Raw genomic sequence first — 26,433 nt, 5'->3', positions numbered from 1 at the left:
TAATCTCCGGGTGGCGACATTCATATGATTAGCCAGCGCAATAGTATTTAGTGGGACTTGATAGTTGTGATAGCCGGACCCGTCCAGCGGTCGTTGGCGGCAGGTCGTGCGCGTGGCCGGAAATTTTCAGTGCTCCGTTATCGGCTGTCGGGAGACGTTCAGGCGGGTGGGTGCCGCGAACGAGTCGGTTGGCCAGCGCTGGCGTCGGTATGCGAAAAACCCTGTCAATAAGGTCTTTTGGCGACGGCTACAGCATTTGGGTGAGCGCCCCGGCAGGGGCCTGCCCACCGCCGGCGCGGAGCCGTCCGGTCGGCGCGGCGTCAGCGCGGCGATTATGCGACCCCTTACTGCACGGATGCTGCGCAGATTCTATGAAGATCGTGTGACTAAAAATCAAGGTGAATGTTGGCTAAACATCAAGATCAGGGTCCATTCAGCGGTGTTAGCCGCTTTGAACCGGTGATGGCACGGTTAATACCGTACCCAGATAACGGCAACACATTGACGTGTGAGAACCGACCCCACAGCTTGTTCGGAGGAAACTATGTCTTTCGTACGTACTTATCCGGAGCACCTGGCAGCCGCCGCCAGCAATCTGCAGTCTCTGGGTGCTGCCCTGAACGTGGGTAACGCGGCCGCCGCCGTTCCCACGACCGGCGTTGTCCCTGCCGCAGCGGACGAGGTTTCTATCTTGACGGCAGCGCAGTTCGCCACCCACGCAGCACGGTTCCAGGAGTTGCAGGCGCGGGCCGCCCAGATCCAGGCGGCGCTGGCGGCGACCCTCGGCACGAGCGCGGGCTCGTACGCGGCGACCGAAGCAGCCAACGCGGCTTCCGTCTGAGCTTTCACTAGAGACTTAGGGGAACAAACCAATGGTTGACTACGGCCTGTTGCCGCCTGAGATCAATTCCGGGCTGATCTACGCCGGCCCGGGTGCGGGCTCGTTGCTTGCCGCCGCCTCGGCATGGAGTGGACTGGCCGCCGACCTGCAGGAGGCCGCGTCGGGTCACCGGTCGGTGATCACCGCGCTGACCAGCGGTCCGTGGCTGGGGCCGGCTGCGGCGTCGTTGACTGCCAGCGTCAGCCCGTTCCTCGCGTGGCTGGACAACAGTGCTGAGCAGGCCGCCCAGGCGGCGAGCCAGGCGACCGCCGCGGTGAACGCCTATGAAACCGCGTTCGCGGCCAGCGTTCCTCCGCCGTTGATCGCGGCCAACCGTGCCTTGTTACAGGAACTGATCGCATCCAACCTGCTCGGCCAGAACAGTTCGGCGATCTCCACCCTCGAGGCGCAGTACGCGGAGTTCTGGGCTCAGGATTCCGGGGCTATGTACTCCTACGCGGGCAGTGCAGCCGCGGCCACCAAGCTGGCCGACCTACCAGCGCCGGCTGAGGTAGTCGACCCCTACGGACTGGCCGACCAGGCCATCGCGGTCTTCAAGGCGCAGTACAACACGGGCTACACCAACGTGATGAATGTGGCGTCGCAGGTCAACCCCAGGGTCTCCGATGTGCTGAAGACGCTGTCTTCGCCGATCAACGGCACGGCAATCGACCAATTCCTGGTGGCGAACACGCCCCTGGACGACGTGGTGGCCCTCTACAGCAAGTACCTCTCCCCCTACGTCAACTCCCTGGCGGCGATGATCCAGTCGACGCAGTCCTTCGGCCAGGTCAGCAACGGTTTGACCGCCATGGCCAACTTCGCCAAGCCCGCAGCTTCGGCGGCAAAGGCAGCCGAGGGCGCAGCATCGGCCGCCGGTGCTGCCGCGGCCAGCGCAGGCCAGGCCGCGGCCGGCGCAGCCAGCAACCTCGGGGGCGTGGCCGCGGGTCTGGGCAAGGCGATCCCGATCGGCGGCCTGTCCGCGCCGGCGAACTGGGTGCCGTGGCACGCCACCACCAATCCGGGCATTGCCACCGCGATTCCGGCCGCCGCCGAGGGCAACAGCTTCCCGATGGCCCCGCCGTTCGGGCAGTTCGTCAACGGAGGCTATGGCCGCAATCAGCCGACGTACGGGTTCAAGCCCTCCGTCATGGCCAAGCCCCCAGCCGCCGGCTAACGGCCGCAGCAAAAATGGTCGACTACGGCGTTTTGCCGCCCGAAGTCAATTCGGGCCGCATATATACCGGTCCGGGGGCGGGTCCGATGCTGGCCGCTGCGGCGGCGTGGAGTGGACTGGCCGCCGACCTGCAAGCCGCAGCGTCGGGTCATCGGTTGGTGATTTCGGAGCTGACCACCGGTCCTTGGCTGGGTCCGGCTTCGGCGGCGATGCTCACGGCCGCTACGCCCTTCGTCAGCTTCCTGGACGGCAGTGCCGCGGAAGCCGAACAGGCGGCAAGCCAGGCCTTCGCCGCCGCTGCCGCCTACGAGGCCGCGTTCGCGGCATCCATCCCGCCCCCCGTGATCGCGGCCAACCGTGCCCTGCTGGCGGTGCTGGTCGCCACCAATTTTCTCGGGCAGAACACCGCGGCGATTGCCGCGACCGAGGCGTTGTACGCGGAGTTCTGGGCTCAGGATGCCGCGGCGATGTACAACTACGCGGGCAGTGCGGCGGCGGCGACCCAGTTCGGGGAGTTGCCCGAGCCGGCCGAAGTGGCCGATCCCTACCAGCTCGCCGACCAGGCCATAGCGGCGTTCAAGGGTCAGTACAACAACGTGTTCAGCAACGTCATGAACATGGCCGGGCAGGTCAACCCCAGGGTCGCCGACGTGCTCAAGACCCTGTCGACGCCGATCAGCAACACCGCCATCGACCAGTGGTTGATCGCCAACACGCCGCTTGACGACATCGTTCCGCTGTACAGCAAGTACCTGTCGCCCTACGTTTCGGCCATCACCGCGGTATTCCAGTCGGGGCAGGCGTTCGGCCAGGCCAGTAGCGGTTCGATTGCCATCACCAACTTCATGAACAACCTGGCACCTGCCGCCAAGGCGGCCACGGGTGCGGCCCAGGCCGCGGGCGCGGCCGCTGCCAACCTCGGGACGAAGGTCGGCAGCGTGACCGCAGGTTTGGGCAGGGCCGTCCCGCTCAGCGGATTGTCGGTGCCGGCGAGTTGGACCTCCGCGGTCGGCACCGCGACGGGTCAGGGAGCGACGGCGATCAGCAACGCCACCGCGATCCCGGCCGCGGCCGAAGGCGCTGTCGCCGGAAACACCCCGGTGGCTCCGCCGTTCGGGCAGTTCTTCAACGCCGGCAACGGCCGCAAAACGCCCGCATACGGGCATCGGCTGACGTTCATGACCAGGCCGCCCGCAGCCGGATAGCCGGTCGTGAATTTCCGCGCGCCTCGTCGTGGCTGCTAGGGTGCCTTGCTAATGCTCGAGATTGATCGTCGCCGCATGCTCTTGATGGCGGGCCTGATGACTGGTGCGGCCGCACTCGGGGCGGCCCCCGCTCCGAAGGCCCAGGCAGCTCCCAGCGGTGCAACAGGCCCGTACATATTCCACGACGAATTCGACGGACCGGCGGGCTCCGCGCCTGATCCGGCGAAATGGACGGTGTCCAAGGCTCGCGAGACGATCAAGGACCCGACCTACTGGGAACTGCCCGAACACGTCGGCCAATACCGTGACGACCGGCAGAACGTCTTCATCGACGGAAACTCCAACCTCGTCATCCGCGCCGCCAAGGACGGCCCCACCTACTACGGCGGCAAGGTCTTCAGCCCGTGGCAGGGCGGCATCGGACACACCTGGGAAGCCCGCATCAAGTTCGACTGCCTGACCCCCGGCGCCTGGCCCGCGTTCTGGCTGTCCAGCGACGCCCAGGGCGAAATCGACATCGTCGAGTGGTACGGCAACGGCAGTTGGCCGTCGGCAACCACCGTCCACGCGAAAGCCAACGGCTCGGAGTGGAAGACCCACAACCTCGCCCTGGACAGCGCTTGGCACACCTGGCGGGTCCAGTGGGACGACGCCGGAATGCGCTTCTGGCAGGACTACACCGACGGCGCGCAACCGTATTTCACCGTGGCGGCCAACTCGCTGCCGGACTGGCCGTTCAACAACCCCGGCTACCAGGTCTTCCCGATTCTGAACCTGGCGGTCGCCGGTTCCGGTGGCGGTGACCCCGGACCGGGGCACTATCCCGCGCAGATGCTCGTCGACTACGTGCGGGTCTGGTAGCTACTACAGTTCGGGCATGAATGCCGCCCCAGGGCCGCTGATCACGCGTTACGCCCAGCGTTTCTGCCGGTTGCACGCCGGTCGGCACTCGGTGTCCTCGCCGCTGGGCGCCTGGCTGTTACTCGCTCTGGCGGCACCGCTGGCCAGCGGATCGGTCCGCCACGACCTCGAGAACGTGCTGGGCGTCGACGTCAAGCGTGCGCGACGGGCACTGGACGAGTTGCTCAGCGATCCACCGGAAGTCATTCGCAGCGCACTGGCCGTGTGGGGCTTGCCCGCCTGGCCGGGCGAACTGCCCGCCGCGGTGGAAACTGGTCCGGTTCCGACCCAGGCGCAAGCCGACGCGTGGGCGGCCCACCACACCGACGGCATGATCGACCGCTTTCCGGTGGACGTTTCGGAGATGACGGCGGTGCTGGCCAGCGTGCTGGCCACCTGCATCGCCTGGCTGCGGCCCTACGACGTCACCGGAGCCGCCGAGTTGCGGTCCCCCTGGAGCGACCAGGTCGCCGAGGCGCTCAGCGGTGCCGACGGGTACTTCACCGACGTCGCAGGGCTGGGCACTGTTGCGGTGCACACCGCCGTCGGCGGTGACTGCCTGCAGGTGACGTCGGTGATCGCGCGCGAAAGCGTCCCCGCCGCGTCGGTTCTTGCGGCCGCACACGATATCTCGCAGGCCACCGGCTCGACGCCGCGACGGCGCAAACTGTCCGACCTTCCGCTGGGCGACGGTCCGTTCTGGACGATCACCGAGGACCGGCGACCGGGTGGGGATCAGGTGCGGGTGGTGCTGCCCGCCTGGCAGGCGTCCTCAGACCACGACCTCACGGCCCATCCGGAACTTGGCTTCGGCGCGTTGGGACGAGCGCTGTCCGAAGCGCTGCCGGCGGCGCCGGACATGCAGGCCCGCCAGTCGGCGGTCGCGCGCTATAACCGGTGGGGTTTCGAGGCGGCCGCGGTCACCGCGGTCGCGCTACGCAGCGCGATGATGCCGACGGGTCTTTCGCGCACCGCGGTGCTGCGCTTCGGGCATCCGTACGCGGTGGTCGCCAGCGTCGGCAAGCGGCCCGGTCGGAGCCGGCGCGATCCGTGGGCCGGCGTTCCCGTCTTCGCGGCCTGGGTCGCTGACCCGGCGGACGTCGACACCAGCCCGCCGCACTAGCCGAAAGCTATTCGGGTCTCTGCCGCCACTCGCTGATCTTGCGTCCCAGGGAGTCGGCCGCGTTCGTCGCTGCGCGTCCCACCCCGTCGACTATCCCGCCGAGCCCGTCGCGCATGCTCTTGATCAGCGGGTCGTCGGATTGATCGAAACCGTCCTTGTAGTGGCGCGCGGCTTCGCTGAGGTCGTCCACGAAGGATGCGCCATCGTCGTCGGCTCGTCGCGGGTAGTCCCCCGACATCACCCTGGCGTAGCCGCCGGTATCCACCCACTGCGTCAGCGCCGCGGCCCGCAGCACCGAGAACGGATGAGTCTGGAGCTCCAGATTGAGCAGCTTGAGCACCCCGTCGCGCATGTCCCCGGACCGTTCGTACTCGCGAGCTTGAGCGAGGAACGCCTGCGAGTCCAGCTTGTCCAATCGGCTTCCGCCCGCGAGCTTCATCTCCACCCTTATCGCGGTGTCCAGATCCTGACAGCACAACAGCCCGGCGCGGTCACCCGACAACTCTGACTTGCGCTGCCATTCCAGCAGCGCCGCCACGATCGCGCGCAAAGCCCAACCACCGATCGGCATGAATCCGAATGAGTCCGCCAACCGCATGAGGTGCATCATCATCGTGCGGTATACGGCGTGGCCGGACAGCGCGTGGCCGAGTTCGTGCCCTACCACGAAGCGCATCTCGTCATGGGTCATCAGGTCATACAGACCGGAGGTGATGACGATGAACGGCTGGTCCATGCCGATCGTGTAGGCATTGGCAATCGGTGACTGCGTCACGAAGAGTTCCGGCTTTTCCGGCGCATCGAGTACGTCGACGCACTCCTCGAGCAGCGCATCGAGGTCGGCGAACTGGCGCGGGCCCACCCGCGCACCGCTGGCCAGATACAACAAGCGGTGTTGGCGCTCGCGCAGCATGCCGGACAAGAGCTTCAGAATCTGGTCGAACCCCTTGAGCCGGCGTAGCGCAGACAGGGCGGTCCGGTCGGCCGGATGCTCCCACGCCCGTGAACTGATCTCCGGGAAGACGGCCCGCGTGGTGGCAGGTGTTTGAGACATGTCGGTCCCCTCATTGTCCGTTTCAGGATAAGGCGACCGCGCTCAGAAAATATGGCAGCAAAACAACCGCACGCCGTGGGGGTGCGTGCGGGTGATTCGCGATCGGGTCAGGAGCTGAATAAACCGTTTGTCGTGCGAAAACGTTAAGCGGGAGCGTCGGCGGTGGAGTACCGGCCGAAGCCGCGGTGGTCGGTAGAGACCGAACCGCCCATGGCCGCGGCACGCTGCCTGGCGATATAGGCGGGGTGCCGGCGCATCGCCTCTTGGAGCTGACGTTCTCGCCGGTGTGCTGCCGTCCACTTCGGGTGGGATTGGAGATAAATTACGTTCGCCTCTGATTCATTCGCCACGATTGTCAACTCCTCTCCGATTACTGCGCAAAAGCTACAACCATGTGGTTTGACGCTCTGTTCCTGAGGATGCCCAGCAAAACTGTGACCTAACCGTGTCCCAAGGTGAGAATTTGCCGTGAATTCGCAACCGGGCCATGACCTGCGTCACATATGGCCGACACCGGCTCACCGAGCCAGCAGCGCGACCGCGCTCCACGGTTTGCGGCCGGGCCGCCGCGGATCGGGCTGAGGTAGCCAGGCGGCGGCGCGCATCAACATCGGCAAGCGATGGAAACGGCGGGCGGCGGCGAAGAGCGATTCAGCCTCGACGACCTGCCAGCCAAGGCTTTCGAAATACGCGAGCCCGTTCTCCGGCGCGAATTTGAACGGCGCATTCTGCAGCAGTCCGTCCATCTTGCGGTTCATCATCTGCTTGAGGCCGGGTCCCGCGAAATCCAGCATCCACCAGGCCACCTCGGGTCGGTTGAGTGCGCCCGAAAGTGCGGCGACGTCACCCTCTTCGAGATACATCAGCAGTCCTTCGGTGAGCACCAGCGCCTTGGTGGCTCCGTCCAGCGCTTCGTTGAAGAAGGTGTCGCGAGCACTCGGGTCGGCGAGGTCGACAGCGGTCCGGGTCAACCGGCATCGCGGTTCCTGCTCGGCGAGCAGACGCGTCTTCTCCTCCAGCAGCTGTGGCAGGTCCGCCTCCACCCAGGTGAGATCGGCCGGCAGCGGCAATCGGTAAGGGCGGGTGTCCAGGCCGGCGGCCAGGTTCAGCACCCGGTCACACCCGTCGCCGATCGCCTGCAGAATGGCGTCGTCGATGATCTTCGTGCGCGCGACCAGCCACCAGCCGTTGCGCGTCGACCGTGGCACCCGGGCGACGATCGCGTGTCCCTGCTCGCCCGCCAGCCGCTCGGCGAGCGGGTCCTTGAAGAGCGCGTCCGGGCGTGCTGACTCGGTCGCCCGGTGCAACGCCGTCCACCGCGCGGTATCGGAAACATGAGTGATGACGTGGTTGGTGCCGGCCATACCTGCGTTATAGCACCGGCCACCGACAGGGGTACGGTTCGCTCATGGCTGACCGAAACCGCCGCTTTCTCCTGCATGAACGTCCGACCGGACGCATCGGGCCCAGCACATTCGAACTCAGCGAGGAGCCGATCCCCGAGATCGCCGACGGGGAGGCGTTGGTCCGCGTCGACTGGATCTCACTGGACCCGACCAACCGCATGTGGATCACCGAGGCGCCGACTTACCTCCCCCCGGTCGGAATCGGCGAGGTCATGCGCGCGGGTGGTATCGGCGAAGTGGTCGCGTCGAACAATCCCAATTACCCGGTCGGCCAGACGGTGCAGGGCTTGCTCGGCTGGCAGGAATACGTGGTGGCATCCGATCAGAACCCACTGATGCCGGTCCAGGTCGCCGAGGGCGTCTCGCCCAGCGCCTACATGGGTGCGCTGGGCATGACGGGACTGACCGCATGGATCGGCATCCGCGACATCGGGAAGCCCAAGCCGGGCGAGACGGTTGTGGTGTCGGCCGCGGCCGGAGCGGTCGGTTCGGTGGCCGGCCAGCTGGCCAAGGCGGACGGCGCCCGCGTTGTCGGGATCGCCGGCGGCCCCGAGAAGTGTGCGCTGCTGACCGAGCAACTCGGCTTCGACGCGGCCGTCGACCACAAGGCCCCGGACTGGCACGCCCAATTGGTCGCGGCCACTCCCAACGGCATTGACGTCGACTTCGAGAACGTCGGTGGCGACATCATGGACGCGATCTTCGCCCGCCTGAACATCAATGCGCGCGTTGCGCTCTGCGGTCTGATCTCCGGTTACAACGAGGCCGACCCGCCGCCCGGGCCACGCGCGTTCGGTAACCTGCTGATTCAGCGCGCCACGGTGCGGGGGTTCATCGTGCTCGACCACTTCGGCCGCGCACCGGAGGCTATCGGCGAGATCGCCGGCCTGATCGGCGAGGGCAAACTCAAGCCGCTGGAAACCGTGGTCGAAGGTTTTGAGCAGCTGCCGACGGCCATCAACATGCTGTTCGACGGTAAGAACGTCGGCAAGTTGATGGTGAAGGTCACCTAGGACCGGTCACCGGCGGGGTGGCTCAGGTGACCCGCGATGAATTCGTGCAGCGCCGGCGCCAGGTCGGCAATGGTCGAGCCGTGCAGTTTCGCGAGCAGGATCAACCCCTGGTAGTGCGCGAACAGGGCATGGGCCAGTCGGTTCGGGTCGACGTCGGCGCGCAGCGTGCCGTCGGCGGCGGCATCTCGGCAGATGGTCGCGAGATGTTCCTCGAGGGCGGCCAAGCGGGCGGCCAGGTGGCTGCGCACCGCCTCGTCGGTGGTTGACAGTTCCGCGGCGAGGTTGCCGAAAGGACACCCGACGAACCGGCCGAACTGGCTGTGCAGTCCCGACTGGATACCGGCGATGGCCTCCGGGATTGCCGCGAGCCGCTCGGCCGCCGTTGTCCCCGAAGTGCTCGCCAACCGAGCCTGGAATACCGCCAGGTGCAGGTCGACGACCGCATTCGCCAGATCCGCTTTGGATGAGAAGTAGTGATAGAAGCTGCCTTTGCGGACGTCGGCCACAGCGCACAATTCCTCGACTCCGACGTCGTGGTAACTGCGCTCCAGGAACAGGCGGGCCGCCGTCGACACAATGCGGTCGCGGGCGTCCGAGGTACGCGGCATGATTCGATCATAATTGATAGTTGACTGGTCGGTCAAAAATACTTACGTTGAGATCCGGCCCGCAGAATGAACGGAGATCCCGGCAATGAGCCCGAGCACCCCAGAAGTCTTCCGTACTCCCGACTCTCGTTTCACGGACTTGCCGGGGTATGGCTTTGCGCCGAACTACCTGGAGGTCGACGGGTTGCGGATGCATTATCTGGACGAAGGTCCTCGCGAGGGCACGCCGGTGGTGTGTTTCCACGGTGAACCCAGTTGGGCCTACCTCTATCGCAAGATGCTGCCGCCGCTCGTCGCGGCCGGGCATCGGGTGATCGTGCCCGACCTGGTCGGCTTCGGCCGCTCCGACAAGCCGACCGACCGACGGTGGTACACCTTCGACCGGCACAGCGAATTGATCGCCCGGCTCCTGGGTGCCCTTGACCTACACGGCGCAACGGCCGTCGTCCAGGACTGGGGCGGCCCGATCGGTCTGCGATGGGCAACCGAGAACGCCGACCGGGTAGGCGCCCTGATGATCATGAACACCGGACTGTTCACCGGCCATGTCTCCAAGGGCTTCATGGCGTGGCGCAACTTCGCCGAGAAGAACCCGGATCTGCCGGTCGGCTTCGTCATCCAGGGCGCGACCACGACGCAACTCTCCGAAGATGTCGTCGCGGCTTATGACGCGCCCTTCCCGACCGCGGAGTCCAAAGCCGGCGCGGCGCAGTTCCCCCTGCTTGTTCCGATCACCGAGGATGCGCCGGGCGCGGACCGGATGCAGGCGGTCAGTGACGAGCTGTCGCGTTGGAATAAGCCTGCGGTGGTTGCCTTTTCGGATTCCGACCCGGTTTTCCCCTATCCCAGGGCGGGCCAGCTGTTCTGCGACCTGATCCCCACCGCGGGTGAGCAGGTGCGCATCGAGGGCGCGGCGCACTTCCTGCAGGAGGACCGCGGTGAGCAACTCGCGGACGTACTGCTCTCCCGGCTCGCCGTGAACAGCGCGTAGGGGCTAGAGCGGCGCGACGACGAGAACCTTGGAATAGTCTCGGGGATCGACACGTATCGGCACTTGCGCGTCGATCGCGATGTGCGGCGCAGACGAAAGTTCCAGGGCGACCCGACGGGTGGCACGGTATGGGTCCTGGCCGGACAGTTGAACGTCAAGTTCCAGTTCGTGCCAACGGCCCAACGAGGTGGTCGCGACGTTCTCGCGGATGCCCACGATGGTGGCGACGCCCGCTAACCCGTCGCGCAGCAGCCGCTCCCGCTCGGCGTTGATCGCGGTGAGCTCGGCCAGCGTATCGGCCGCCTGTTGCCTGTCGGCACGCGTGACCCGCTGGCCCGCGCCGGCTCTTCTGACTCGCTCGAACCAACTCACGCGCTCAGCGTACGGGACCGTGAATTCAGTTGTTGCCAAGGTGAGTTGGATAATCCGCCGGGCAACTGGTAGGAATTCGCGCACCGATGGATTACGGTGCCCTCATGTTCCGCATGACCGTTCAGGATGTGTTCTCGATCAAGGGACGTGGGACCGTGGCGACCGGCCGGGTCGAGTACGGGCAACTGAGTGTCGGCGATGAGGTCCGGATCAACGACGGGCCGTCAGTGCGGGTCGATGCGATCGAGGCGTTCCGCAAGAAGCTTGATACGGCTGCGACCGGCGATAACATCGGGATCCTGTTCCGCAAGCTCGCGAAGACCGATCTGGCCGCGGGTGACGTGCTCACGTCCGGCGGTGTGTATCTCGCCTAGCATGAATGATCAACTGTTTCAACAGCATTGCGCACATCCCGATGGCCGGCTGTTGGCTGATCCGCCCTGACTCGGCCTCATCCCGCGAAAACACCGGCAGCGCAGGGACGTTGCACCTAAGGTCGTGACCATGGTGCGCCCCGATGTCGGCTGACGAGCACGACGCAGCCGCCGTCCGGCACCTGCATCGCGACCTCTCGAACCGCCAGATCCAGCTGATCGCGATCGGCGGCGCGATCGGCACCGGCCTTTTCATGGGGTCGGGACGCACGATCACCCAGGCAGGGCCGGCGGTCCTGGTGGTCTACGCGGTCATCGGATTCTTCGTCTTTTTCGTGTTGCGCGCGATGGGTGAATTGCTGCTGTCGAATCTGAACTACAAGTCGTTCGTCGATTTCGCGGCCGACTTGCTGGGGCCCGCAGCTGGTTTCTTTGTCGGATGGTCCTACTGGTTCGCCTGGGTGGTCACCGGGATCGCCGAGATCGTGGCAATCGTCGGCTATTCCAAGTACTGGTGGCCGGACCTTCCCGACTGGATCCCGGCGCTGGTGACGGTGCTGCTGGTGTTGGCCTTCAACGTGTTCAGCGTGCGCAACTTCGGGGAGATCGAGTTCTGGTTCTCGTTGATCAAGGTCGCGGCGATCCTGGGACTGATCGTGGTCGGCATCGCCCTGGTGGCAACCGGCTTCGTCTCCCCGCACGGCGACCGCGCGGCGCTGGGGAACCTGTGGCAGGACGGCGGCTTCTTCGCGACCGGTTTGAGGGGAATGGTCGGTGGCTTTCAGATCGCGTTCTTCGCCTTCGTGGGTGTGGAACTCGTCGGCACCGCCGCGGCGGAGACCGCTGATCCGCACCGCACTCTGCCGCGTGCCATCAACGCCGTCCCGATGCGGGTGGCGATCTTCTACATCGGCGCACTGCTGGCGATCCTGGCCGTCGTGCCCTGGCGGCACTTCGCCGGCGGCGAGTCTCCGTTCGTGACGATGTTCGCTCTGGCCGGCCTCGGTGCCGCGGCGTCACTGGTGAACTTCGTGGTGATCACCTCGGCGGCCTCGTCGGCGAATTCGGGGGTTTTCTCCACCGGCCGGATGCTGTTCGGGCTGGCCGACGAGGGCAGTGCTCCGTCGTTGTTTCGCCGGCTCAACCGCTCCGGTGTGCCGGGGTCTGCCGTCCTGCTGACCGCTCCCCTGCTGTTGATCTCGGTTCCACTGCTCTATTCGGGTGTCTCGGTGATCGGTGTCTTCACGGTCATCACCACGGTCGCGTCGCTGTTGTTCATGTTCGTGTGGACGATGATCGTCATCAGTTACCTGGTTTACCGCCGCCGGCATCCAGGGCGCCACGCCGATTCGCACTACCGGATGCCGGGCGGCGTCGTGATGTGCTGGGCGATCCTGGCGTTCTTCGGATTCGTCATCTGGACGCTGTCGACCGATCGGGAAACCGCGGTGGCGCTGGCCTGGTTCCCGGCGTGGTTCCTGCTGCTGGCGGCGGGTTGGCTGGTGGTCCGGAAACGCCCCGGGCGCGCCGAGCAATATCGGATGTTTCAAGCTGAGATGAACCACCCGCAGACAGGAGTGCCCGAGTATGGCTGATCGTCCTGATGTTTCTGGAAATTCCGAGATTATCGAGGAGTTTCGCGCCAACGGCGGAAAGGTCGGTGGTCCGTTCGAAGGGGCCACCTTGTTGCTGCTGCACACCACGGGCGCCAAGTCGGGCAAGGAGCGCATCAACCCGGTGATGACATTCGACTTCGACGGGAAACTGCTGATCGTCGGCTCCTACGCCGGCGCCGACGTCGACCCCGCCTGGCTGCACAACCTGCGCGCCAACCCGGTCGCACACATCGAAATCGGAACCGACGCCTACGACGTACGGGCCCGCGAACTGCCGGACGACGAGCGCGACGCCGTGTACCCGCGGATCGTCGAGCAGGCGCCGGGGTTCGGTGGTTACCAGTCCAAGACCGACCGGGTGATTCCGGTCATCGAACTGCAGCGCGTCTGAGGTTTTTGGGATCGGTAGCAGTGCGGCGGCTGTGTACTTCGTGCAACGACGACGCCACCGAGGCGGCGCGCCACGAAAGGAACACTGCACATGAACATCGTCCCCGCCGGCATCCAGGAACAGATCAACCGTGTTGACCGGCAGTGGAGCCTGTGGATCGGCGTCAGCCTGGCGCTGACGGCCGCCGGTTCCCTCTTCCGGTTGGTCTGGATGCTCTTCATCTCCGCGGCGTTCGGCGCGTTCGCACCCACCATGGTGGTGACCATCGTCTTCACGCTTGTGATCGGCGCTGCAGCGGCGGTTGGGGCGGTTGGTTTCCTGACCCGCTACCACAAAGGCGCCGAGGCCGAACGACTCTGACGAGCTGAGGCAATCGAATGGTCCCGAGTCATCGGGACCATTCGTCGTTTGAGGGGCGTTAGGCTCCCGGGATGGGGATCAGCCGTTTCGGGGTGCCGGCACGAGTTGTCTGGCCGGCTTTGGTCGCAGCACTGACGATCGGTCTCGGCGGTTGCGCCAGTTCGCAGCAGTCGGCACCGAGTGCGTCTACCACCACTAATTCCGTTGTGGCACAACAGGTAGCGTGCGACACGTTGCATCTTGCCGGGCAACCGAAACTCGCGGATCAGCACGTGCGCTGTGTGCTTGCGATCGACGACCTGACCCTCGACGTGTCCAGCGATCCGGCCTGGTCGTTCACGCTGCGAAACCGGGACAACCTCCTCCAGCAGTTCCAGGAGCCCACCACCGAAGTGGGTCAAACCGGGGTTGCGCCGCTGCTGCAGGACGTCGACGGCAGTGGAACACCGGTGTTGCTGGTGGTCACCGGCCGCGGCGGGACCGGCGGTGAACCGATGGCGGTGTGGCGATTGAACGCCTCACGCACCCGGTTTGTACACGCCGGCGAGATGTTCGGCTTCCGGCACTTCTACCGGACGACCGAGGGTTTCTTCGGAAACTACGCGCATTCCAGTGCCGCGTCGGGAACCGTGACCCTGTACCGCTGGGCTGACGACAAGTTGGTGACCGTTGCGGTGCTGGACACCCAGGCGGCCGGAGCTCCGGGCGATGAGTCTCGAGCCTGGGTGCGCAACGGCGATGTGCTGTGCGCGGTGAGCGAGGACGACGATCCGCCCGGGGCCAAGGCGCAACGGACGGCCGCGCTGCAGGCCGCCGGGATAGACCCGGCGGTTGCCCAACAGCAGCTGTGTACGCAGCCGTGGGTCGCATCGGTCTATCGGGGAGGCGGTTGATGGCGACATCAACCTGACCGGAACCTTCCACTGTTGTCAGGTCGCGTTGCCGGACATGGATGCCGCCCGGTGGGGACCGATCGTGATGATCTCGTCGTCGAGCGCGCAACGGGGATCACCGCGCATGGCTCACGATGCGGCGGCCAAGGGCGGGGTCATCACGCTCACCAAGTCGCTCGCCAACGAATATGCGCCGCACGGGATCACCGTCAACAATGTGCCGCCGTCGAGTATTGACACGCCGATGTCACGACAGTCGCAGGCGGCGGGCCGGCTCGGCTCGCCCGAAAAGCTGGCGACGCTTATACCGTTGGGCCACATGGGTTCTCCCGACGTTATCGCGGCTGCGGCCGGGTTTCGGTGCTCGGACGAGGCGGGTTTCATCACCGGCCAGGTGCTCGGCGTCAACGGCGGCGCGGTGATGTGACGATCAGAGATCAGGCACTGACGAGTTCGGGGTGGAACTTGGCGGCCATCCGGCGCAACCCGTCTCGCCAGTCGACAGTGCTGCCGGTACCGATGAGTTGATGCAGCCGGCTCACCTCGACGGGGTTGCCGCGCAGCGACTGCGGGCTCTCGTCGAACACCGGCTCGCGACCGATCAGCGTGCCGAGGTAGGCGCACCATTCCTGAATGCTGACCACCTGGTCTCCGGCCCAGTTGACCGTCGTCGCCGGAACCGAGGCCACCGCAAGCAGTTTGGGGATGGTGGCGATGATGTCGTCCTGGTGGATCGGGTTGTAGCGAGCCGGATCACCGGGCGGCACCGGGATCGGGATCCCAGCGAGCATCATCTCCATGTGGTAGAACATCCATCCCCCGTTGTCGCCGTAGGGAACATTGAGCCGGGCGATCGTGGTGGGTACTCCCAGCACGCGCGACACCGAACGGGCGACGGCTTCCCCGGCGATCTTCGAGATCGAGTAGGTGGGGAACAACGGCTTGTGGTTGTCCCCCAGTGCGCTGCTCTCAGAACGGATTTCATCGTCGGGCGGATCGTAGACGGCCGCTGAGGAGCAGTGCAGAAAGGCCTGTGCGCCACGACAGTGCGCCATCAGAAGACCTACCGCGTCGGCGTTGGCCGCCAGGTCTTTGTCCCACTTGCCGCTCTTGGCGACCGCGAGGTTGAGGACATAGTCGAAGTCGGACGGCAAGCCGCGGAAATCCCCGCCGGCCAGATTGACCGTCTCGCAGCGCACGCCCGCTTGCTCGAGAGCGGTACGCGCCGCGGCGTCGGTGAATCGGGCGACGCCCCAGACTTCGTTGTCGGCCGCCAGTGCGGTGGCAACCGGGGTGGCAACCTGTCCGGTCACCCCGGTAATCAGGATCTTCGAGTCGCGCATGCGCCGATGGTAACCATGCCCTGCCGTCGCAATGTCCGGCAGCTGCTGCTGACGGTTTTGCGCATTCTGCTCATACCCCCGTGGTAGGGTCCCTGCATGCCCACCCGGGGTCGCATTGACCTGCGGCTTGCCAGCCGGGTGCTGTTGCTGCAACTGGTCGTGGTCACACTCACACTGATCGTGGCTTTCGGGTTGTTCGCCGAGTTCAACCGTCATCGGCTGGATCTGCAATACGGCGTGCACGCAATGGATATCGCCCGCGTCGTAGCGTCTTCGCCGACCGTACTGAACAACATCGGGCGCTATGAGGACATCCCGCTGACCCCGACCGTGACCGCGCCGCCCGCACTGACCAACGAACTCGCCACCGGGCCACTTCAGTCGGTGGCCTCCCGCGTCGAACAGCGCACTCATGTGCTGTTCGTCGTCATCACCAACACACAGGGAATCCGGCTCGCTCATCCCCGCCGCGACGAATTGGGCCTGCGGGTCAGCACGGATCCCTCGAAAGCCCTCAGCGGTCAGGAGGAGGTGGTCCACCAGTCGGGCACGCTGGGGCGGTCGATCGTTGCGAAGGTGCCGGTGGTGGAACCGGGGACGAACCGGGTGCTGGGCATGGTCAGCGTCGGCATCTCGACGAAGGAGTTCGACGAACAGTTCTCCCAGAATCTGCGGGTGCTGGCGCCACTGGGCGGCGCGGCGCTGCTGATCGGCGTGGTGGGGTCGGTAGCGCTGGCCCGGCGGTGGCGAGGGATGACCTTGGGCTTGCGGCCGGCCGAGATGGCCGAACTGGTCCGCACTCAGGCTGCGGTGTTACACGGCATCGGTGAAGGTGTGCTGGCGGCAGATGAGGTCGGACGCATCACCTTCGTCAACGACGAAGCCTGCCGGTTACTGGAGATCGGCACCGAGCTCGGCGGGCGCGTCGACGAAATCGGTTTGACACCAAGGGTTCTCGATGTGTTCCACGCTGCCGATTCGGCGCCGGCACTGGCCACCGTCGGCCAGCGCATCGTCGTCGTCTCGGCCCGCAAAGTGCAGCGCGAAGGCCGCCCGCTGGGCACCGTGCTGGTGGTGCGCGACCGCACCGATGTCGAGTCATTGACCAGGCAACTCGACGCCGTGCAGGTGATGAGCACTGCCTTGCGTGCCCAGCGTCATGAATTCGCCAACCGGTTGCACCTGTTGAACGGGTTACTGCACACCGGGCACGTCGAGGAGGGACTGCAGTACCTGGAGGAGCTGCTCGGGTCCGGTCCACTCGGTTCGGCCCTGCCGGGCATCGATTCCATTCACGACAACCATCTGCAGGCGTTTCTGGGGGCCAAGGCCGCGGCCGCCCGGGAAGCCGGCGTGACGCTGAAGATCGGCGAAAACACCTGGGTGTCCGGCAGACTCGAGCTGCCCGTAGATGTCACCACCGTCGTGGGCAATCTGCTCGACAACGCGATCGACGCCGCCCGGACCGGTGGGAGTCCCACCAAGGAGGTGGAAATCGAACTCCTGCAGGAGGGTTCGACCTTGCATGTGACTGTGGCCGACAGCGGTGACGGCGTCGCACCCGAGTTCGTCGAGCAGTTGTTCACCGAGGGCACCACCACCAAGCCCGATTCCGGCATACCCGGTGGGCGCGGCATCGGACTTGCCTTATCGCGCCAGATCAGCCGAGCGCTGGGCGGTGAGCTCCGGTTGTCGAGCCCGGGTAACCCCGCCGCGCAACGGGGGCTGGTGGGTGCGGAGTTCATCGCCCGCCTGCCGGGTGTGATGACTGAGGAGGAGCAATGGGTGGAACAGACCTGACTGTGCTGGTAGTCGACGACGATTTCCGCGTCGCCAACATGCACGCCGGCATCGTCGATGCAATGCCGGGTTTCACAGTGGTCGCCACCGCCAACACCCTTGCCGCCGCGCGCCGGGCCGCGGCCGTGGACCTGGCACTGGTCGATGTCTACCTGCCCGACGGATCCGGCATCGACTTCGTCCGTGAATTGCGTTGTGACAGCATGGTTTTGACGGCGGCAACCGAAGCCGACACCGTCCGGGCCGCCATGGCCGCGGGTGCTGTCAGCTATCTGGTCAAGCCGTTCGCGACTACCGAATTGGCCGCCCGGCTTTCGGGCTACGCGCGCTACCGGAAGATACTCTCCGGCCCGAACCTCAGCGCCGCCGACGTGGACTCGGCGCTGGATGCGCTGCGCCCGAAAGTCGTTGCGGTTCAGTCCCCCACCACGGTCGCCTCGCCGACCAAGAAACTGGTGTTGCAGGCGTTACACGCGTCGGAGGCGCCGATGTCGGCGGCCGAGGTGGCCGGTGCCATTGGAATATCGCGGGCGACGGCGCAGCGGTACCTGGCGTCGCTGGCCACCACCGGGGAGGTCAGCGTTGGTTTGCGGTACGGGACGACGGGCCGGCCGGAACAGGAGTTCACCGCGGGTGATCCGGCAGCGCGGTCACGGCGTTGATCGCGGCCACCAGTTCGCTTTCCCGATGATCGCAGCCAGAGCGGGCACCGTGACGGTACGCACCACGAACGTGTCGATCAGCAGTCCCATGCCGATGATGAATCCGGTCTGCACCATGATCGAAATGCTGCCGAACAGCAGCCCGAACATCGAAGCGGCGAAGATGACCCCGGCCGAGGTGATCACTCCCCCGGTGGAGCGGACGGCCCGGATGATGCCGGAGCGGACACCGACGCTCGACTCTTCCTTGATCCGGGTGATCAGCAGCAGGTTGTAGTCGGCGCCCACCGCGACCAGCATGATGAAGGCGATCGCTGACACATTCCAATACAGGGGTTGGTGGCAGACGAACTGGAAGAACACCACACCCAGACCGACCGCTGACAAGTACGAAATCACCACGGAGGCAATGAGGTACAGCGGCGCGACGACTGCACGCAATACCGCGACCAGGATCAGGAACACCACCAGCAGCGTCACGATGACGACCAGCCGGATGTCGCCGTGGTAGTAGCTGCGTGTCGTGGCGTACATCGCGGTGGTGCCGGCCACCGAGATCGCGGCGTCGGCGAGGGAAGTGCCGTGCTGCTCGCTACGGGCCGCGTTGAGGATCGCGGTGTCCTGATCCATGGCCGCGGCGCTGAACGGCGCGAACTTCGACTCGACGAGGTAGCGCACCGAATGCCCGTCGGGCGAGATGAACATTCTGGCGGCGTTCTTGAAATCCGGCGAGGCCAGCACTGCAGGCGGGATGTACATGCCGGCCATCGAGGGTCGTACGGCATCGTGCTTCATCGACAGCAGCAGATCGGCGGCCTGGTTCATCCCCATGCCCATCTGCCTGGTCTGATCGACCAGTGTGCGCACGCCCACGGCCAAGCGCTGGCTGCCGGCGGCCAGCGCGCCGGCGCCGTCCTGTAGCCGGGTGATGTCGCGCTGGATGCCGACCGGGCCGGTTGCCTGGGTCAGCAGGGCGCTCAGCCGGTCCAGGGCAGCCTGCAACTGCTGCAGCACCGGAACGGTCTGTTTCGCCGTTCCGCTGTTGTGGGCGGTGACGAGCTGCTCAAGCTGGCGGCGTCCGCTGCGGCAGCGGCTGTCGGCGTCGCACTGAGCGCTGTTGTTCAGCGCGTCCAGCATCGGACCGGTCGCGTCCAGCACTCCGGTCAGCGACTCGGTACCAGGCCCGGAATTGATCAGTCCGCGCAGCGTCCTCAAGAGTCCGGCGGCGACGTCGAGTTGTTGCTGAGCCTGGCTCAGCGTGCTGGAGAGTGCGGTCGCCGGCCCTTCGGCAGCCTGAACCTGATCACGGACCCGGGCCAGATTGTTTGCAAGCTCGTCAGCGCCGGTGCTCAAGGCAGTGAGATCGGTGTTGTGGTTCGAGATCTGGGTCGACACGGTCTGCAGTCTGGTGCCGACCTCGCCTGCCTGGAAGCTCAGCTCCGCCTGGGTGAGGGGGGCTCCGGTGGGCCGGGTGATGCCCCGGACCGCGGCGATGTCCGGTAGTGCAGACACCCGTTGCGCCATCTGCTCGAGGTCGGCCAGTGCTTGCGGGTTACGCAGGTCCCGGGGCGAATGCACGTAAATGTACTGCGGCAGTAGTGTGCTCGCGCCGAAGTGACGTTCCATGGCCGCGAAGCCGCGGTTGCTCTCCGCCGATGCAGGCAGCTGGGAACGGTCGTCGAAGGTCGGGCGCAGCAGCGTCACGCAGGCGGCCAACGCGACGAGAACCGAAAGGCTCACCACAAGATGGACTTTGGGCCGCCGAACGATCTGCGCAGCCGAGCGGCGCCACAACCGGTCGGTCAGGGGGCGCCGCGACGCCACCCATCCTCGCCGGCCTGCCAGCACCAGGATGGCGGGCAGCAGCGTGACGGCGGCGCCGAACGACACCACAATCGAAACCGCAAGAGCCGGGCCGACACATGTGAAAGCCGGCAGTCGGGTGAAGACCATGGAGAAGAATGTGACTGCGACGGTGGCTGCCGAGGCGGCGATGACCTTTCCGATCGAAGTCAACGCAGTGGTAACGGCGACATCGGAGTCCATACCGGACCGCAGGTGCTCGTGATACCGGCTGATCAGAAAGACGGCGTAATCGGTTCCGGCACCGGCGATCACCGCGGTCATCATGACGATCGTGAGCGCCGAGACTCCCAGGCCGATTTCGCTCAGGCCGGACACGACCCGCTGTGCGCAGACCACCGAGATCCCAATGGTGACCAGCGGCAGCAGCACGGTGACGGGACGCCGGTAGATCACCAACAGAATGGTCAGCACCAGTAGCGCGGTGGCGATCTCGATCAGATGCATGTCGTGCTCGGTGACGATCGACAGATCGCCGAGCACGGCTGGCTGTCCGGTCACATCGGCGCTCAGCGATGTACCTGCGCCGGCTTGCTTGGCGATTCGCGTAATCCGTTGGTATGCCTGTGAGGATTGCGGAGAGCCGGTCGGCGCACGCAACGTCACCGCCAGGAAGAAGGCCTTGTGATCCGGGCTGACCATGACCTGGCGAAGGGCAGGAGCGCTGTACATGTCCTGCACGGCGGTGACGTCGGCGGTGTCGTCGCGCAACACGGCCGCCAGCTTGCGGTACGCACCGTCGTCGGCGGGTTGTAGGCCGCGCTCGTCGGTGAGCACTACCACCAGGGTGTTCTGTGCGGATTCGCCGAAATCTCTGGCCATCTGCTCCGCCGCGGCCATCGCCTTGGGTGGAAGTGGCTGTACCGTGCGGCTTTCCACCACCTGGGTCAGGGGTGGGAACGCCACGAGCAACACGGCGAGTCCAGCGAGCCAGGCGCCGATCACCAGCCACGGCGCGCGCACCAGTATCCGGCCCAGCACTGTCATGCTAGGCGGCCTCATCGACTGGCCCGGGGTGTGGCCAGTCGCAGCTGGCGGTCAGGGCGAACTCCTGCAGTGTTCCCAGAACATCCTGTCGCAGAACGTCATTCGAATTGAGCCGGTCGGGCTGGTAGGCAAGCACCGAGATGAACAGCCGACCGTGCACTCGTCCGGAAGCCAACGCAAGTCGTCCGCCGGTGCTGTTCATCATCGATGTCGTCACACCAGGGAACAACGACATAATGGCGAAGCAGTCGGCCGGGGTGCCGTCGGCGTAGGTGACCGCGGGGTCCATGGCACCGACGTTGGATGTGACGACGGTGCTCGGGGTACCGGCGGCGACCCCGACCAACTTCTTGACCAGTCGTTTCGGCAGGAAGGGTACCAACGGCATCAGGGCCCATCGCTCGTTGGGAACCTCGTTGTGGCGGATCAGCGCTTCCTTGATCGTCGACCGCATCTCGCGCAGGTCGTTCGCGGGAGGCACCCGCGGGACGACGATGTCGGCATTGGTCACTGCGTTTGCCCGGGTGTCGCCAGGGATTCGCTCGTTGACGGGCATGGCCAGCACCAGTGAACCGTCCGCGGCCACCCGTCCCACCCGCTGCGCAAGCCGGGCCGCCACCGCGGCGAACAGCGTGTTGGTGGTGCCGCCGATGGCCTTGGCGCGGGCATCCCACTCGTCGCCATCGAGGAACACCGTCGTCATCGGCATCGCGATCGGTTCGTCCTTGACGGGCCGCCCCGTTGACGCCGGCCCGGCGGTGCCGCGTTCCCGCCACGCTAACCGTGCGACAGCGCCGACGGCTCGGCCGGAGGCAGGAAGGTCGCGGGCCGTTTGCCGAACGTCGGCGCGCAGAACCTGCGAACGCCGGCGTGACCGGGCCGCGGGCCAGCGGATGGCGTCGTCGCGGCCGGAAGCGGCGTCGGCCAGCGCTTCGCACAACCCCAAGCCGTCGGCCAGGCAATGGGAGAGCACCAGGCTCACACCGGCGCCGCCCTCGGCGAACGGAAGCACCGCCAGATGCCACGGCGGACCGTGTTCGGCGTCCAGAGGAGTGTGAGCCTGCTCGACGAGCCAGGCATCGAACTCCGCACGTGGCCGGGCGGCCGCCACGATCTCGATGTCCGAGAAGTGCCGGGGAGTCACCCACCGATGGCGCCCGAACGGCAAAGGCGAGCGTTCGATGCTGCGCCGCAGGCGGCCGTGCTGCAGATGCTGATGGAACGTCCGCAGTCCATCGAGGTCGATCGTGCGGTGGTAGACCCACGCGCACTGCAGGAGGCCGGTGGCTCCGGTGGCCTGCTCCCCCAGGAACATGGCTTGGTCAGCGAGATCAATAACGTTGTCGACGGTTTCGCCGGAATTGCAATGGCTGCGCATTTGTGGCTCCTTGTTTTTGGGAAATGTGGGGTTTATTCGCCGGCCCACGGATTCGACATCGGAAGCGCATTGATAACCAGGGAATCAGCCGCCGACCGGTCGGCGTCGGTGTAGGTCTGCGCGATCTGTGTGAAAGCCGTGCCGGTGCGCACCAGTTCTTCCTGAGCGGCTCTGTGCAACTCCAGCATCGACGCTGCTTCCTGGTGGAAAGCGGCCACGGCCTGCATTGATACGTCGTCGGCGCCAGCGGGTGCCAGGCCGGTGATCGACAGTTGCGCGTGCTCTCCGGCCTGCAGGCTGCTGATTCCGAGCTGCACCACCTGTGCGCCGATGTCGCCGACCACCGGATCGAATGTCATGGGTTGCATCTGTTGTTCTCCTGGGGTGTGCGGTGCCGGATGAGCGACCGCATTTCGCGTGATGAACGGCGTTGTTGAGAGCGAACCTAGGGCGCGATGGCCGCCGTGTCGCCGTTGTGGGCGATAGTCGGAGTAAGCGACGATTTCGTGCTTTTGCGCATTGTGCTCATCGTTGGTGCGGCCGCTTCAGAAAGTGCTTCGAGGGCCCCCTGGGGACCTTAGAATTGAGGTGTTGTCCAGCGCGGCTGGACGGGCGGGTTCGCCCGGTAGCCGCGCACAAACACAGGAGCAGCACGCAGATGGCAATGGATTCCATGTCCCACGATCCGGCCGCGGGCGACATCGGTTCGCAACTGGTCGACATGGGCAGCCAGGGCGTCAGCGCCGGTTCGACGGCGGCCATGTCGGTGTTGTCGGGACTGATACCTGCGGGAGGCGAAGAGGTCTCGATGCAGGCGGTCATGGCGTTCGCGCAGGAGGCCGCCACGATGCTCGCCTCAAACGCCGCGGCTCAGGAAGAACTGATGCGGGCCGGGAGCACGTTGACCGACATCGCGCGAATGTACGGCGAATCCGACGATTCGGCGGCGGGTGCGCTGGCGTTCAGCACCGCCACCATGTCGCGGTTCGGGTCGGCAAGCGCGGCCAGCATCGGCGGTGGTGGCCTGGGTGCCGCGGCGTTGCAGAGCGAACTCGGCGCGGCGGCGAGCAATCCCGTGGTAGCCGGATTAGCGGCTGAGGCGGCGTCGCCGGCGACGACGTCCGCGGTCGCCAACGCCGGCTCCTCAGCGATGAGCGGCGCAGCCCCGCTGGGCAGCGGGATGAGTGGCGCCGGCGCATCCGGCGGCGCCTCGAAAGCGAGTCTGGCGTCGTCTACCGCACCCGCGGACGACCACGATGAGCGTCAGCGCGACGGCGAAGACGACCAGGCCGGGCAGCGGCTGCTCTGACTTTTTCTCCGTCGAGGGATCTACGCTAACGCGTGACACTCGACGTGAAGGAGCGCTGTTGTGACCGACGAGCCCGAGATGGCCACTGTCCTGCGGCAGATGAAGGTCCCCGAGCGGATGAAGGGCAGTCAGGCGCTGCGGGATTTTCTGCTCATCTACGTCGACGACGAGGAGTCGGTTGCCGCCAATCCCGAACGGCTCAAGCAACTGAACGGCCTGATGATCCTGTCGCAACTGGAAATCATCAACGCGCTGGGGGCTCTGGAAGAGAGCGCTCAGAACTACACCAGGACCACCCGTCGGCGTCGGTGGTTCTGAGCTTCGCCGTATCGAGAGTCGTACCGTGAGGTGTGCGGTGGATCGTCGACGGGATGAATGTGATCGGGAGTCGTCCGGACGGCTGGTGGAAAGATCGCCAGCGGGCCATGGTGGTACTGGCGGACAGGCTGGACCGGTGGGCTCAGGCTCAGCAGGCAGCCGTCACGGTGGTGTTCGAGCGCCCGCCGTCGACACCGATCGGCTCGTCGACGATCGAGGTGACGTACGCGCCCAGGGCTGCGGCCAATTCAGCGGATGACGAGATCGTCCGGTTGGTCCGAGCCGATCCTCGGCCCAGTGACATCCGGGTCGTGACATCAGACAGAGCGCTGACCGAGCGGGTCCGGTGCCTTGGCGCGTCGGTGATCCGCGCTGAGGGTTTCCGCGACCTGATCGACCCGCGGGACACCAAACGTGGAGGGCCCCATGCCGATTGATCAGACCAACCGGTTGTGTGCGCTGGCGGGTATCGACATCCCGATCATTCAGGCGCCGATGACCTACATTGCCGGTGCGCAACTGGCGGCGGCGGTGTCCAACGCCGGGGCGCTCGGCATCATCGAGACCACCTCGGATCAGGGCCGTGCCGATGTGCAGCGGGTGCACGAACTGACCGACCGGCCCGTCGGAGCCAACATCGCGCTGCTCTTCAATCGCGACCCGGCGGTCATAGATCTATTGGTTGCCAACCATATTCGCTTCGTCACCACGTCGGCCGGCGACCCGGGGCTGTTCACCGCGCGACTGCATGACGCCGGCATCACCGTTTTTCATGTGGTCGGCACGTTGGCGGCCGCGAGGAAGGCCGTGGACGCCGGCGTGGACGGCGTGGTGGTCGAAGGGGTTGAGGGAGGCGGGTTCAAGAATCGCTTCGGCGCCTCGACGATGGTGCTATTGCCGTTGGTGGCAGCACATGTCAACGTGCCGATCGTGGCGGCGGGCGGCATCTGCGACGCCCGATCGATGGCCGCCGCGTTGGTGCTCGGCGCTGACGGGGTTCAGATGGGCACCCGCTTGCTGGCCTCCGCGGACTCGCCGGTGCACGGCAACCTCAAGCAGGCGGTGGTCAGCGCCGACGAGACGGGTACGGTGCTACTGCCCCTCGACGGTAGGCGGATGATGCGGGTGATCCGGACAGCTGCCGCTGAAAAGCTTGATGCTGCAGGGTCTTTCGAGGAGGGCGGTGCGGCGCTAGAACGGGTGCAGCGGCTCTACTTCGACGGAGACATGGACGCCAGCGTGGCAAATACCGGTCAGGTGGCCGGACGTATCGACGATCTTCCGCCGGCCGCCGACATCATCGCGCGGATGTGGGCGGGGTGCCGCGAGGTGTTGGCCGCCACTGCCGACCGGCTGCCTAACTAGGTCGGGAGTCGACGTCGTACAGCACCTGCTCGCCGTCAACCTTGATGACTCGCATGTGCGCGGTGTAGGGCTTGCCCTCGGGCCCGGTGAAGTGACAGTCGAACTGTTGGCCCACTTTGGCTTCCACTCCCGACGGGCAGCTCACGTCCGTCGGCCGGAAACCGCTGCGCTTGGCGACGACGTCGACGACCGATTGTGCGGCCCCTTCAGGTTTGATGGTCGACTTGCTGCTGCACGCGGCCAAGGAGAGTGTCGTCAGACCAGCGAGCAGGCCTGCAGACACGCGGGTGGAAATGCTTGTCATCGGCGAATCTCCTTCGCATTGGCGGCGAGTTGTTGCGATGAGCGTAGCGGAGTCACGGCACGCGAACGTTCCTGAGCTGTAAACCCAGGGTTCTGACTTGCTGCGGACGGTCAAGCGGATTCGTCGTCTTCTTCGTTGGGGTCGGGGGCGAACAGCTTTTCCGGGTGGTGGAACGTGTTGATTCGCGGTTGGCCGTGGTCCAAGTGGGCGGGCGGGAGCCATTCGGTGTCGCTGTTGGCGTTTTGCGGGTGGTCCAGCCTTTTTCGGCGAGGCGGTTATCGATGCCGCAGGCCAGGGTGAGGTCGTGGATGTCGGTGACGTGGGTGTTTGTCCAGCCGCTGGCATGGTGCACCTGGGCGTGGTAGCCGGGGACGTCGCAGCCCGGGCGGGTGCAGCCGCCGTCTTTGGCCAGCAGCATCAGTCGCTGGGCGAGGTTGGCAAACCGCTTGGCGTGGAACAGGGCCAGGGGTTTGGCGCCGTCGAAGACCGCGAGGTAGTGGTGCGAGGTGGCGGCCCAGCCGATCAGGGTGGGCAGGGGGATGCGGGTGCCGCCGGCGGTGCGGGCTCGCCCGGCCCCGGCTTCGAGGTCTTTGAGGGTGGTGGTGACGATGATGCTGACGGGTAGGCCGTTGTGGGTGCCTAGGTTTCCGGTGGCGAAGAGTTCGCGGATGGCGGTGATGATGGCGTCGTGGTTGCGTTGGGGTTGGCTGCGGGTGTCGGTGTCTCCGTCGGGGATGCCGG

General features: G+C 65.9%; 28 protein-coding genes and 2 pseudogenes. 19 read left to right on the top strand and 11 right to left on the bottom strand.

Features of this window, described 5'->3' with window-relative positions; translation table 11 throughout:
- Positions 1-544: 544 nt before the first annotated feature.
- From AO501_RS04900 to AO501_RS04880, 5 genes are read left to right on the top strand one after another with little or no spacing between them, the layout of a single operon-like run.
- Entirely contained in the window at positions 545-841 is a 297-nt protein-coding gene (locus AO501_RS04900) for a PE family protein (RefSeq protein ID WP_055576646.1), read from the top strand.
- A gap of 31 nt (positions 842-872) precedes the next feature.
- Positions 873-2,057, top strand: a complete 1,185-nt coding sequence (locus AO501_RS04895; protein WP_055576645.1) for a PPE family protein — start codon at positions 873-875, stop codon at positions 2,055-2,057.
- 14 nt (positions 2,058-2,071) lie between these two features.
- Positions 2,072-3,262, top strand: coding sequence for a PPE family protein (locus AO501_RS04890; protein WP_055576644.1), 1,191 nt, complete (start codon positions 2,072-2,074; stop codon positions 3,260-3,262).
- A gap of 51 nt (positions 3,263-3,313) precedes the next feature.
- A complete protein-coding gene (locus AO501_RS04885; protein ID WP_055576643.1) occupies positions 3,314-4,123 on the top strand; it encodes a glycoside hydrolase family 16 protein in 810 nt (269 codons plus the stop codon).
- A gap of 16 nt (positions 4,124-4,139) precedes the next feature.
- A complete protein-coding gene (locus tag AO501_RS04880) occupies positions 4,140-5,285 on the top strand; it encodes a hypothetical protein (RefSeq protein ID WP_055576642.1) in 1,146 nt (381 codons plus the stop codon).
- A 7-nt stretch (positions 5,286-5,292) separates the two neighbouring features.
- Here the strand turns inward: AO501_RS04880 and AO501_RS04875 are convergent, their stop codons facing one another.
- The 3 genes from AO501_RS04875 to AO501_RS04870 form a co-directional block, all read right to left on the bottom strand.
- On the bottom strand, positions 5,293-6,339 hold the full coding sequence (locus tag AO501_RS04875) for a M48 family metallopeptidase (protein ID WP_055576641.1): 1,047 nt from the start codon (positions 6,337-6,339) through the stop codon (positions 5,293-5,295).
- 143 nt (positions 6,340-6,482) lie between these two features.
- Positions 6,483-6,689 carry a hypothetical protein gene (locus tag AO501_RS34835; protein ID WP_082658387.1) on the bottom strand — a complete coding sequence of 69 codons (207 nt, stop codon included), beginning with the start codon at positions 6,687-6,689 and terminating at the stop codon, positions 6,483-6,485.
- A 168-nt stretch (positions 6,690-6,857) separates the two neighbouring features.
- Complete coding sequence (locus AO501_RS04870; RefSeq protein ID WP_055576640.1) at positions 6,858-7,703, bottom strand: class I SAM-dependent methyltransferase; 846 nt, start codon at positions 7,701-7,703, stop codon at positions 6,858-6,860.
- Positions 7,704-7,747: 44 nt separating this feature from the next.
- Between AO501_RS04870 and AO501_RS04865 the strand changes: the two genes are divergently transcribed.
- Complete coding sequence (locus AO501_RS04865; RefSeq protein WP_055576639.1) at positions 7,748-8,758, top strand: NADP-dependent oxidoreductase; 1,011 nt, start codon at positions 7,748-7,750, stop codon at positions 8,756-8,758.
- Here the strand turns inward: AO501_RS04865 and AO501_RS04860 are convergent.
- A complete protein-coding gene (locus AO501_RS04860; RefSeq protein WP_055576638.1) occupies positions 8,755-9,366 on the bottom strand; it encodes a TetR/AcrR family transcriptional regulator in 612 nt (203 codons plus the stop codon). The genes AO501_RS04865 and AO501_RS04860 overlap by 4 nt on opposite strands.
- A gap of 85 nt (positions 9,367-9,451) precedes the next feature.
- Between AO501_RS04860 and AO501_RS04855 the strand changes: the two genes are divergently transcribed.
- The gene (locus AO501_RS04855) at positions 9,452-10,357 is read left to right on the top strand and encodes a haloalkane dehalogenase (protein ID WP_055576637.1); all 906 of its coding nucleotides are present in this window, start codon (positions 9,452-9,454) and stop codon (positions 10,355-10,357) included.
- 3 nt (positions 10,358-10,360) lie between these two features.
- Here AO501_RS04855 and AO501_RS04850 read toward each other — a convergent pair whose 3' ends face one another.
- Positions 10,361-10,729, bottom strand: coding sequence for a hypothetical protein (locus AO501_RS04850; RefSeq protein WP_055576636.1), 369 nt, complete (start codon positions 10,727-10,729; stop codon positions 10,361-10,363).
- Between the two features lie 104 nt (positions 10,730-10,833).
- Between AO501_RS04850 and AO501_RS04845 the strand changes: the two genes are divergently transcribed.
- From AO501_RS04845 to AO501_RS04820, 6 genes and pseudogenes are all read left to right on the top strand, one after another.
- Complete coding sequence (locus AO501_RS04845) at positions 10,834-11,103, top strand: EF-Tu/IF-2/RF-3 family GTPase (protein ID WP_055576717.1); 270 nt, start codon at positions 10,834-10,836, stop codon at positions 11,101-11,103.
- Positions 11,104-11,246: 143 nt separating this feature from the next.
- The gene (locus AO501_RS04840; RefSeq protein ID WP_055576635.1) at positions 11,247-12,698 is read left to right on the top strand and encodes an amino acid permease; all 1,452 of its coding nucleotides are present in this window, start codon (positions 11,247-11,249) and stop codon (positions 12,696-12,698) included.
- A complete protein-coding gene (locus AO501_RS04835; protein WP_055576634.1) occupies positions 12,691-13,110 on the top strand; it encodes a nitroreductase family deazaflavin-dependent oxidoreductase in 420 nt (139 codons plus the stop codon). The genes AO501_RS04840 and AO501_RS04835 overlap by 8 nt, the downstream gene beginning before the upstream one ends.
- 90 nt (positions 13,111-13,200) lie before the next feature.
- Entirely contained in the window at positions 13,201-13,470 is a 270-nt protein-coding gene (locus AO501_RS04830; RefSeq protein WP_055576633.1) for a hypothetical protein, read from the top strand.
- Positions 13,471-13,541: 71 nt separating this feature from the next.
- Entirely contained in the window at positions 13,542-14,363 is an 822-nt protein-coding gene (locus AO501_RS04825; RefSeq protein ID WP_055576632.1) for a hypothetical protein, read from the top strand.
- Positions 14,364-14,367: 4 nt separating this feature from the next.
- Positions 14,368-14,790, top strand: a pseudogene (locus AO501_RS04820) (SDR family oxidoreductase); the annotation flags it as partial.
- Between the two features lie 10 nt (positions 14,791-14,800).
- Here AO501_RS04820 and AO501_RS04815 read toward each other — a convergent pair.
- Positions 14,801-15,706, bottom strand: coding sequence for an NAD-dependent epimerase/dehydratase family protein (locus AO501_RS04815; protein ID WP_055576631.1), 906 nt, complete (start codon positions 15,704-15,706; stop codon positions 14,801-14,803).
- Between the two features lie 96 nt (positions 15,707-15,802).
- On the opposite strand from AO501_RS04815, the gene AO501_RS04810 reads away from it, so the two are divergent.
- Together AO501_RS04810 and AO501_RS04805 are read left to right on the top strand one after the other, a co-directional pair.
- Entirely contained in the window at positions 15,803-17,506 is a 1,704-nt protein-coding gene (locus AO501_RS04810) for a sensor histidine kinase (protein ID WP_197419766.1), read from the top strand.
- On the top strand, positions 17,488-18,168 hold the full coding sequence (locus tag AO501_RS04805) for a response regulator (protein ID WP_055576630.1): 681 nt from the start codon (positions 17,488-17,490) through the stop codon (positions 18,166-18,168). Before AO501_RS04810 ends, AO501_RS04805 begins: the two co-directional genes overlap by 19 nt.
- Here the strand turns inward: AO501_RS04805 and AO501_RS04800 are convergent.
- The 3 genes from AO501_RS04800 to AO501_RS04790 are packed head-to-tail and all read right to left on the bottom strand — an operon-like array spanning position 18,157 to position 22,755.
- Positions 18,157-21,018: an RND family transporter gene (locus tag AO501_RS04800; protein WP_231752336.1), complete on the bottom strand. Its 2,862-nt coding sequence runs from the start codon at positions 21,016-21,018 to the stop codon at positions 18,157-18,159. The genes AO501_RS04805 and AO501_RS04800 overlap by 12 nt on opposite strands.
- A gap of 1 nt (position 21,019) precedes the next feature.
- Positions 21,020-22,396, bottom strand: coding sequence for a hypothetical protein (locus AO501_RS04795; protein ID WP_055576628.1), 1,377 nt, complete (start codon positions 22,394-22,396; stop codon positions 21,020-21,022).
- Between the two features lie 32 nt (positions 22,397-22,428).
- On the bottom strand, positions 22,429-22,755 hold the full coding sequence (locus tag AO501_RS04790; protein WP_231752335.1) for a PE family protein: 327 nt from the start codon (positions 22,753-22,755) through the stop codon (positions 22,429-22,431).
- Positions 22,756-23,054: 299 nt separating this feature from the next.
- Between AO501_RS04790 and AO501_RS40600 the strand changes: the two genes are divergently transcribed.
- The 4 genes from AO501_RS40600 to AO501_RS04770 are packed head-to-tail and all read left to right on the top strand — an operon-like array spanning position 23,055 to position 25,388.
- A complete protein-coding gene (locus tag AO501_RS40600; RefSeq protein WP_269435164.1) occupies positions 23,055-23,705 on the top strand; it encodes a PE domain-containing protein in 651 nt (216 codons plus the stop codon).
- 60 nt (positions 23,706-23,765) lie between these two features.
- Positions 23,766-24,023 carry a hypothetical protein gene (locus tag AO501_RS04780; RefSeq protein WP_055576625.1) on the top strand — a complete coding sequence of 86 codons (258 nt, stop codon included), beginning with the start codon at positions 23,766-23,768 and terminating at the stop codon, positions 24,021-24,023.
- 32 nt (positions 24,024-24,055) lie between these two features.
- Entirely contained in the window at positions 24,056-24,460 is a 405-nt protein-coding gene (locus tag AO501_RS04775) for an NYN domain-containing protein (protein ID WP_055576624.1), read from the top strand.
- Positions 24,450-25,388 (top strand): NAD(P)H-dependent flavin oxidoreductase, encoded by a 939-nt coding sequence (locus tag AO501_RS04770; protein WP_055576623.1) that lies wholly within the window; start codon positions 24,450-24,452, stop codon positions 25,386-25,388. The genes AO501_RS04775 and AO501_RS04770 overlap by 11 nt, the downstream gene beginning before the upstream one ends.
- Here AO501_RS04770 and AO501_RS04765 read toward each other — a convergent pair.
- On the bottom strand, positions 25,381-25,692 hold the full coding sequence (locus AO501_RS04765) for a DUF4333 domain-containing protein (RefSeq protein WP_082658385.1): 312 nt from the start codon (positions 25,690-25,692) through the stop codon (positions 25,381-25,383). The two genes, AO501_RS04770 and AO501_RS04765, sit on opposite strands and share 8 nt — an antisense overlap.
- A gap of 110 nt (positions 25,693-25,802) precedes the next feature.
- Positions 25,803-26,433 (bottom strand): annotated as a pseudogene (locus AO501_RS04760) (DUF222 domain-containing protein); the annotation flags it as partial.

The sequence above is a fragment of the Mycobacterium gordonae genome, assembly GCF_001417955.2.
Classification (GTDB): domain Bacteria; phylum Actinomycetota; class Actinomycetes; order Mycobacteriales; family Mycobacteriaceae; genus Mycobacterium; species Mycobacterium gordonae_B.
This window is presented reverse-complemented; position numbering and strand designations above follow the sequence as displayed.

Excerpts from the sequence above, each read along its gene's own strand:
- AO501_RS04795 (WP_055576628.1), bottom strand. The coding sequence starts at position 22,396 with ATGCGCAGCCATTGCAATTCCGGCGAAACCGTCGACAACGTTATTGAT.
- AO501_RS04805 (WP_055576630.1), top strand. The coding sequence starts at position 17,488 with ATGGGTGGAACAGACCTGACTGTGCTGGTAGTCGACGACGATTTCCGC.
- AO501_RS04770 (WP_055576623.1), top strand. The coding sequence starts at position 24,450 with ATGCCGATTGATCAGACCAACCGGTTGTGTGCGCTGGCGGGTATCGAC.
- AO501_RS04825 (WP_055576632.1), top strand. The coding sequence starts at position 13,542 with ATGGGGATCAGCCGTTTCGGGGTGCCGGCACGAGTTGTCTGGCCGGCT.
- AO501_RS04830 (WP_055576633.1), top strand. The coding sequence starts at position 13,201 with ATGAACATCGTCCCCGCCGGCATCCAGGAACAGATCAACCGTGTTGAC.
- AO501_RS04835 (WP_055576634.1), top strand. The coding sequence starts at position 12,691 with ATGGCTGATCGTCCTGATGTTTCTGGAAATTCCGAGATTATCGAGGAG.
- AO501_RS04895 (WP_055576645.1), top strand. The coding sequence starts at position 873 with ATGGTTGACTACGGCCTGTTGCCGCCTGAGATCAATTCCGGGCTGATC.
- AO501_RS04885 (WP_055576643.1), top strand. The coding sequence starts at position 3,314 with ATGCTCGAGATTGATCGTCGCCGCATGCTCTTGATGGCGGGCCTGATG.
- AO501_RS04815 (WP_055576631.1), bottom strand. The coding sequence starts at position 15,706 with ATGCGCGACTCGAAGATCCTGATTACCGGGGTGACCGGACAGGTTGCC.
- AO501_RS04860 (WP_055576638.1), bottom strand. The coding sequence starts at position 9,366 with ATGCCGCGTACCTCGGACGCCCGCGACCGCATTGTGTCGACGGCGGCC.
- AO501_RS04870 (WP_055576640.1), bottom strand. The coding sequence starts at position 7,703 with ATGGCCGGCACCAACCACGTCATCACTCATGTTTCCGATACCGCGCGG.
- AO501_RS04875 (WP_055576641.1), bottom strand. The coding sequence starts at position 6,339 with ATGTCTCAAACACCTGCCACCACGCGGGCCGTCTTCCCGGAGATCAGT.
- AO501_RS04790 (WP_231752335.1), bottom strand. The coding sequence starts at position 22,755 with ATGACATTCGATCCGGTGGTCGGCGACATCGGCGCACAGGTGGTGCAG.
- AO501_RS04855 (WP_055576637.1), top strand. The coding sequence starts at position 9,452 with ATGAGCCCGAGCACCCCAGAAGTCTTCCGTACTCCCGACTCTCGTTTC.
- AO501_RS04810 (WP_197419766.1), top strand. The coding sequence starts at position 15,803 with ATGCCCACCCGGGGTCGCATTGACCTGCGGCTTGCCAGCCGGGTGCTG.
- AO501_RS04865 (WP_055576639.1), top strand. The coding sequence starts at position 7,748 with ATGGCTGACCGAAACCGCCGCTTTCTCCTGCATGAACGTCCGACCGGA.
- AO501_RS04900 (WP_055576646.1), top strand. The coding sequence starts at position 545 with ATGTCTTTCGTACGTACTTATCCGGAGCACCTGGCAGCCGCCGCCAGC.
- AO501_RS40600 (WP_269435164.1), top strand. The coding sequence starts at position 23,055 with ATGGCAATGGATTCCATGTCCCACGATCCGGCCGCGGGCGACATCGGT.
- AO501_RS04880 (WP_055576642.1), top strand. The coding sequence starts at position 4,140 with ATGAATGCCGCCCCAGGGCCGCTGATCACGCGTTACGCCCAGCGTTTC.
- AO501_RS04845 (WP_055576717.1), top strand. The coding sequence starts at position 10,834 with ATGTTCCGCATGACCGTTCAGGATGTGTTCTCGATCAAGGGACGTGGG.
- AO501_RS04840 (WP_055576635.1), top strand. The coding sequence starts at position 11,247 with ATGTCGGCTGACGAGCACGACGCAGCCGCCGTCCGGCACCTGCATCGC.
- AO501_RS04890 (WP_055576644.1), top strand. The coding sequence starts at position 2,072 with ATGGTCGACTACGGCGTTTTGCCGCCCGAAGTCAATTCGGGCCGCATA.
- AO501_RS04765 (WP_082658385.1), bottom strand. The coding sequence starts at position 25,692 with ATGACAAGCATTTCCACCCGCGTGTCTGCAGGCCTGCTCGCTGGTCTG.
- AO501_RS04800 (WP_231752336.1), bottom strand. The coding sequence starts at position 21,018 with ATGACAGTGCTGGGCCGGATACTGGTGCGCGCGCCGTGGCTGGTGATC.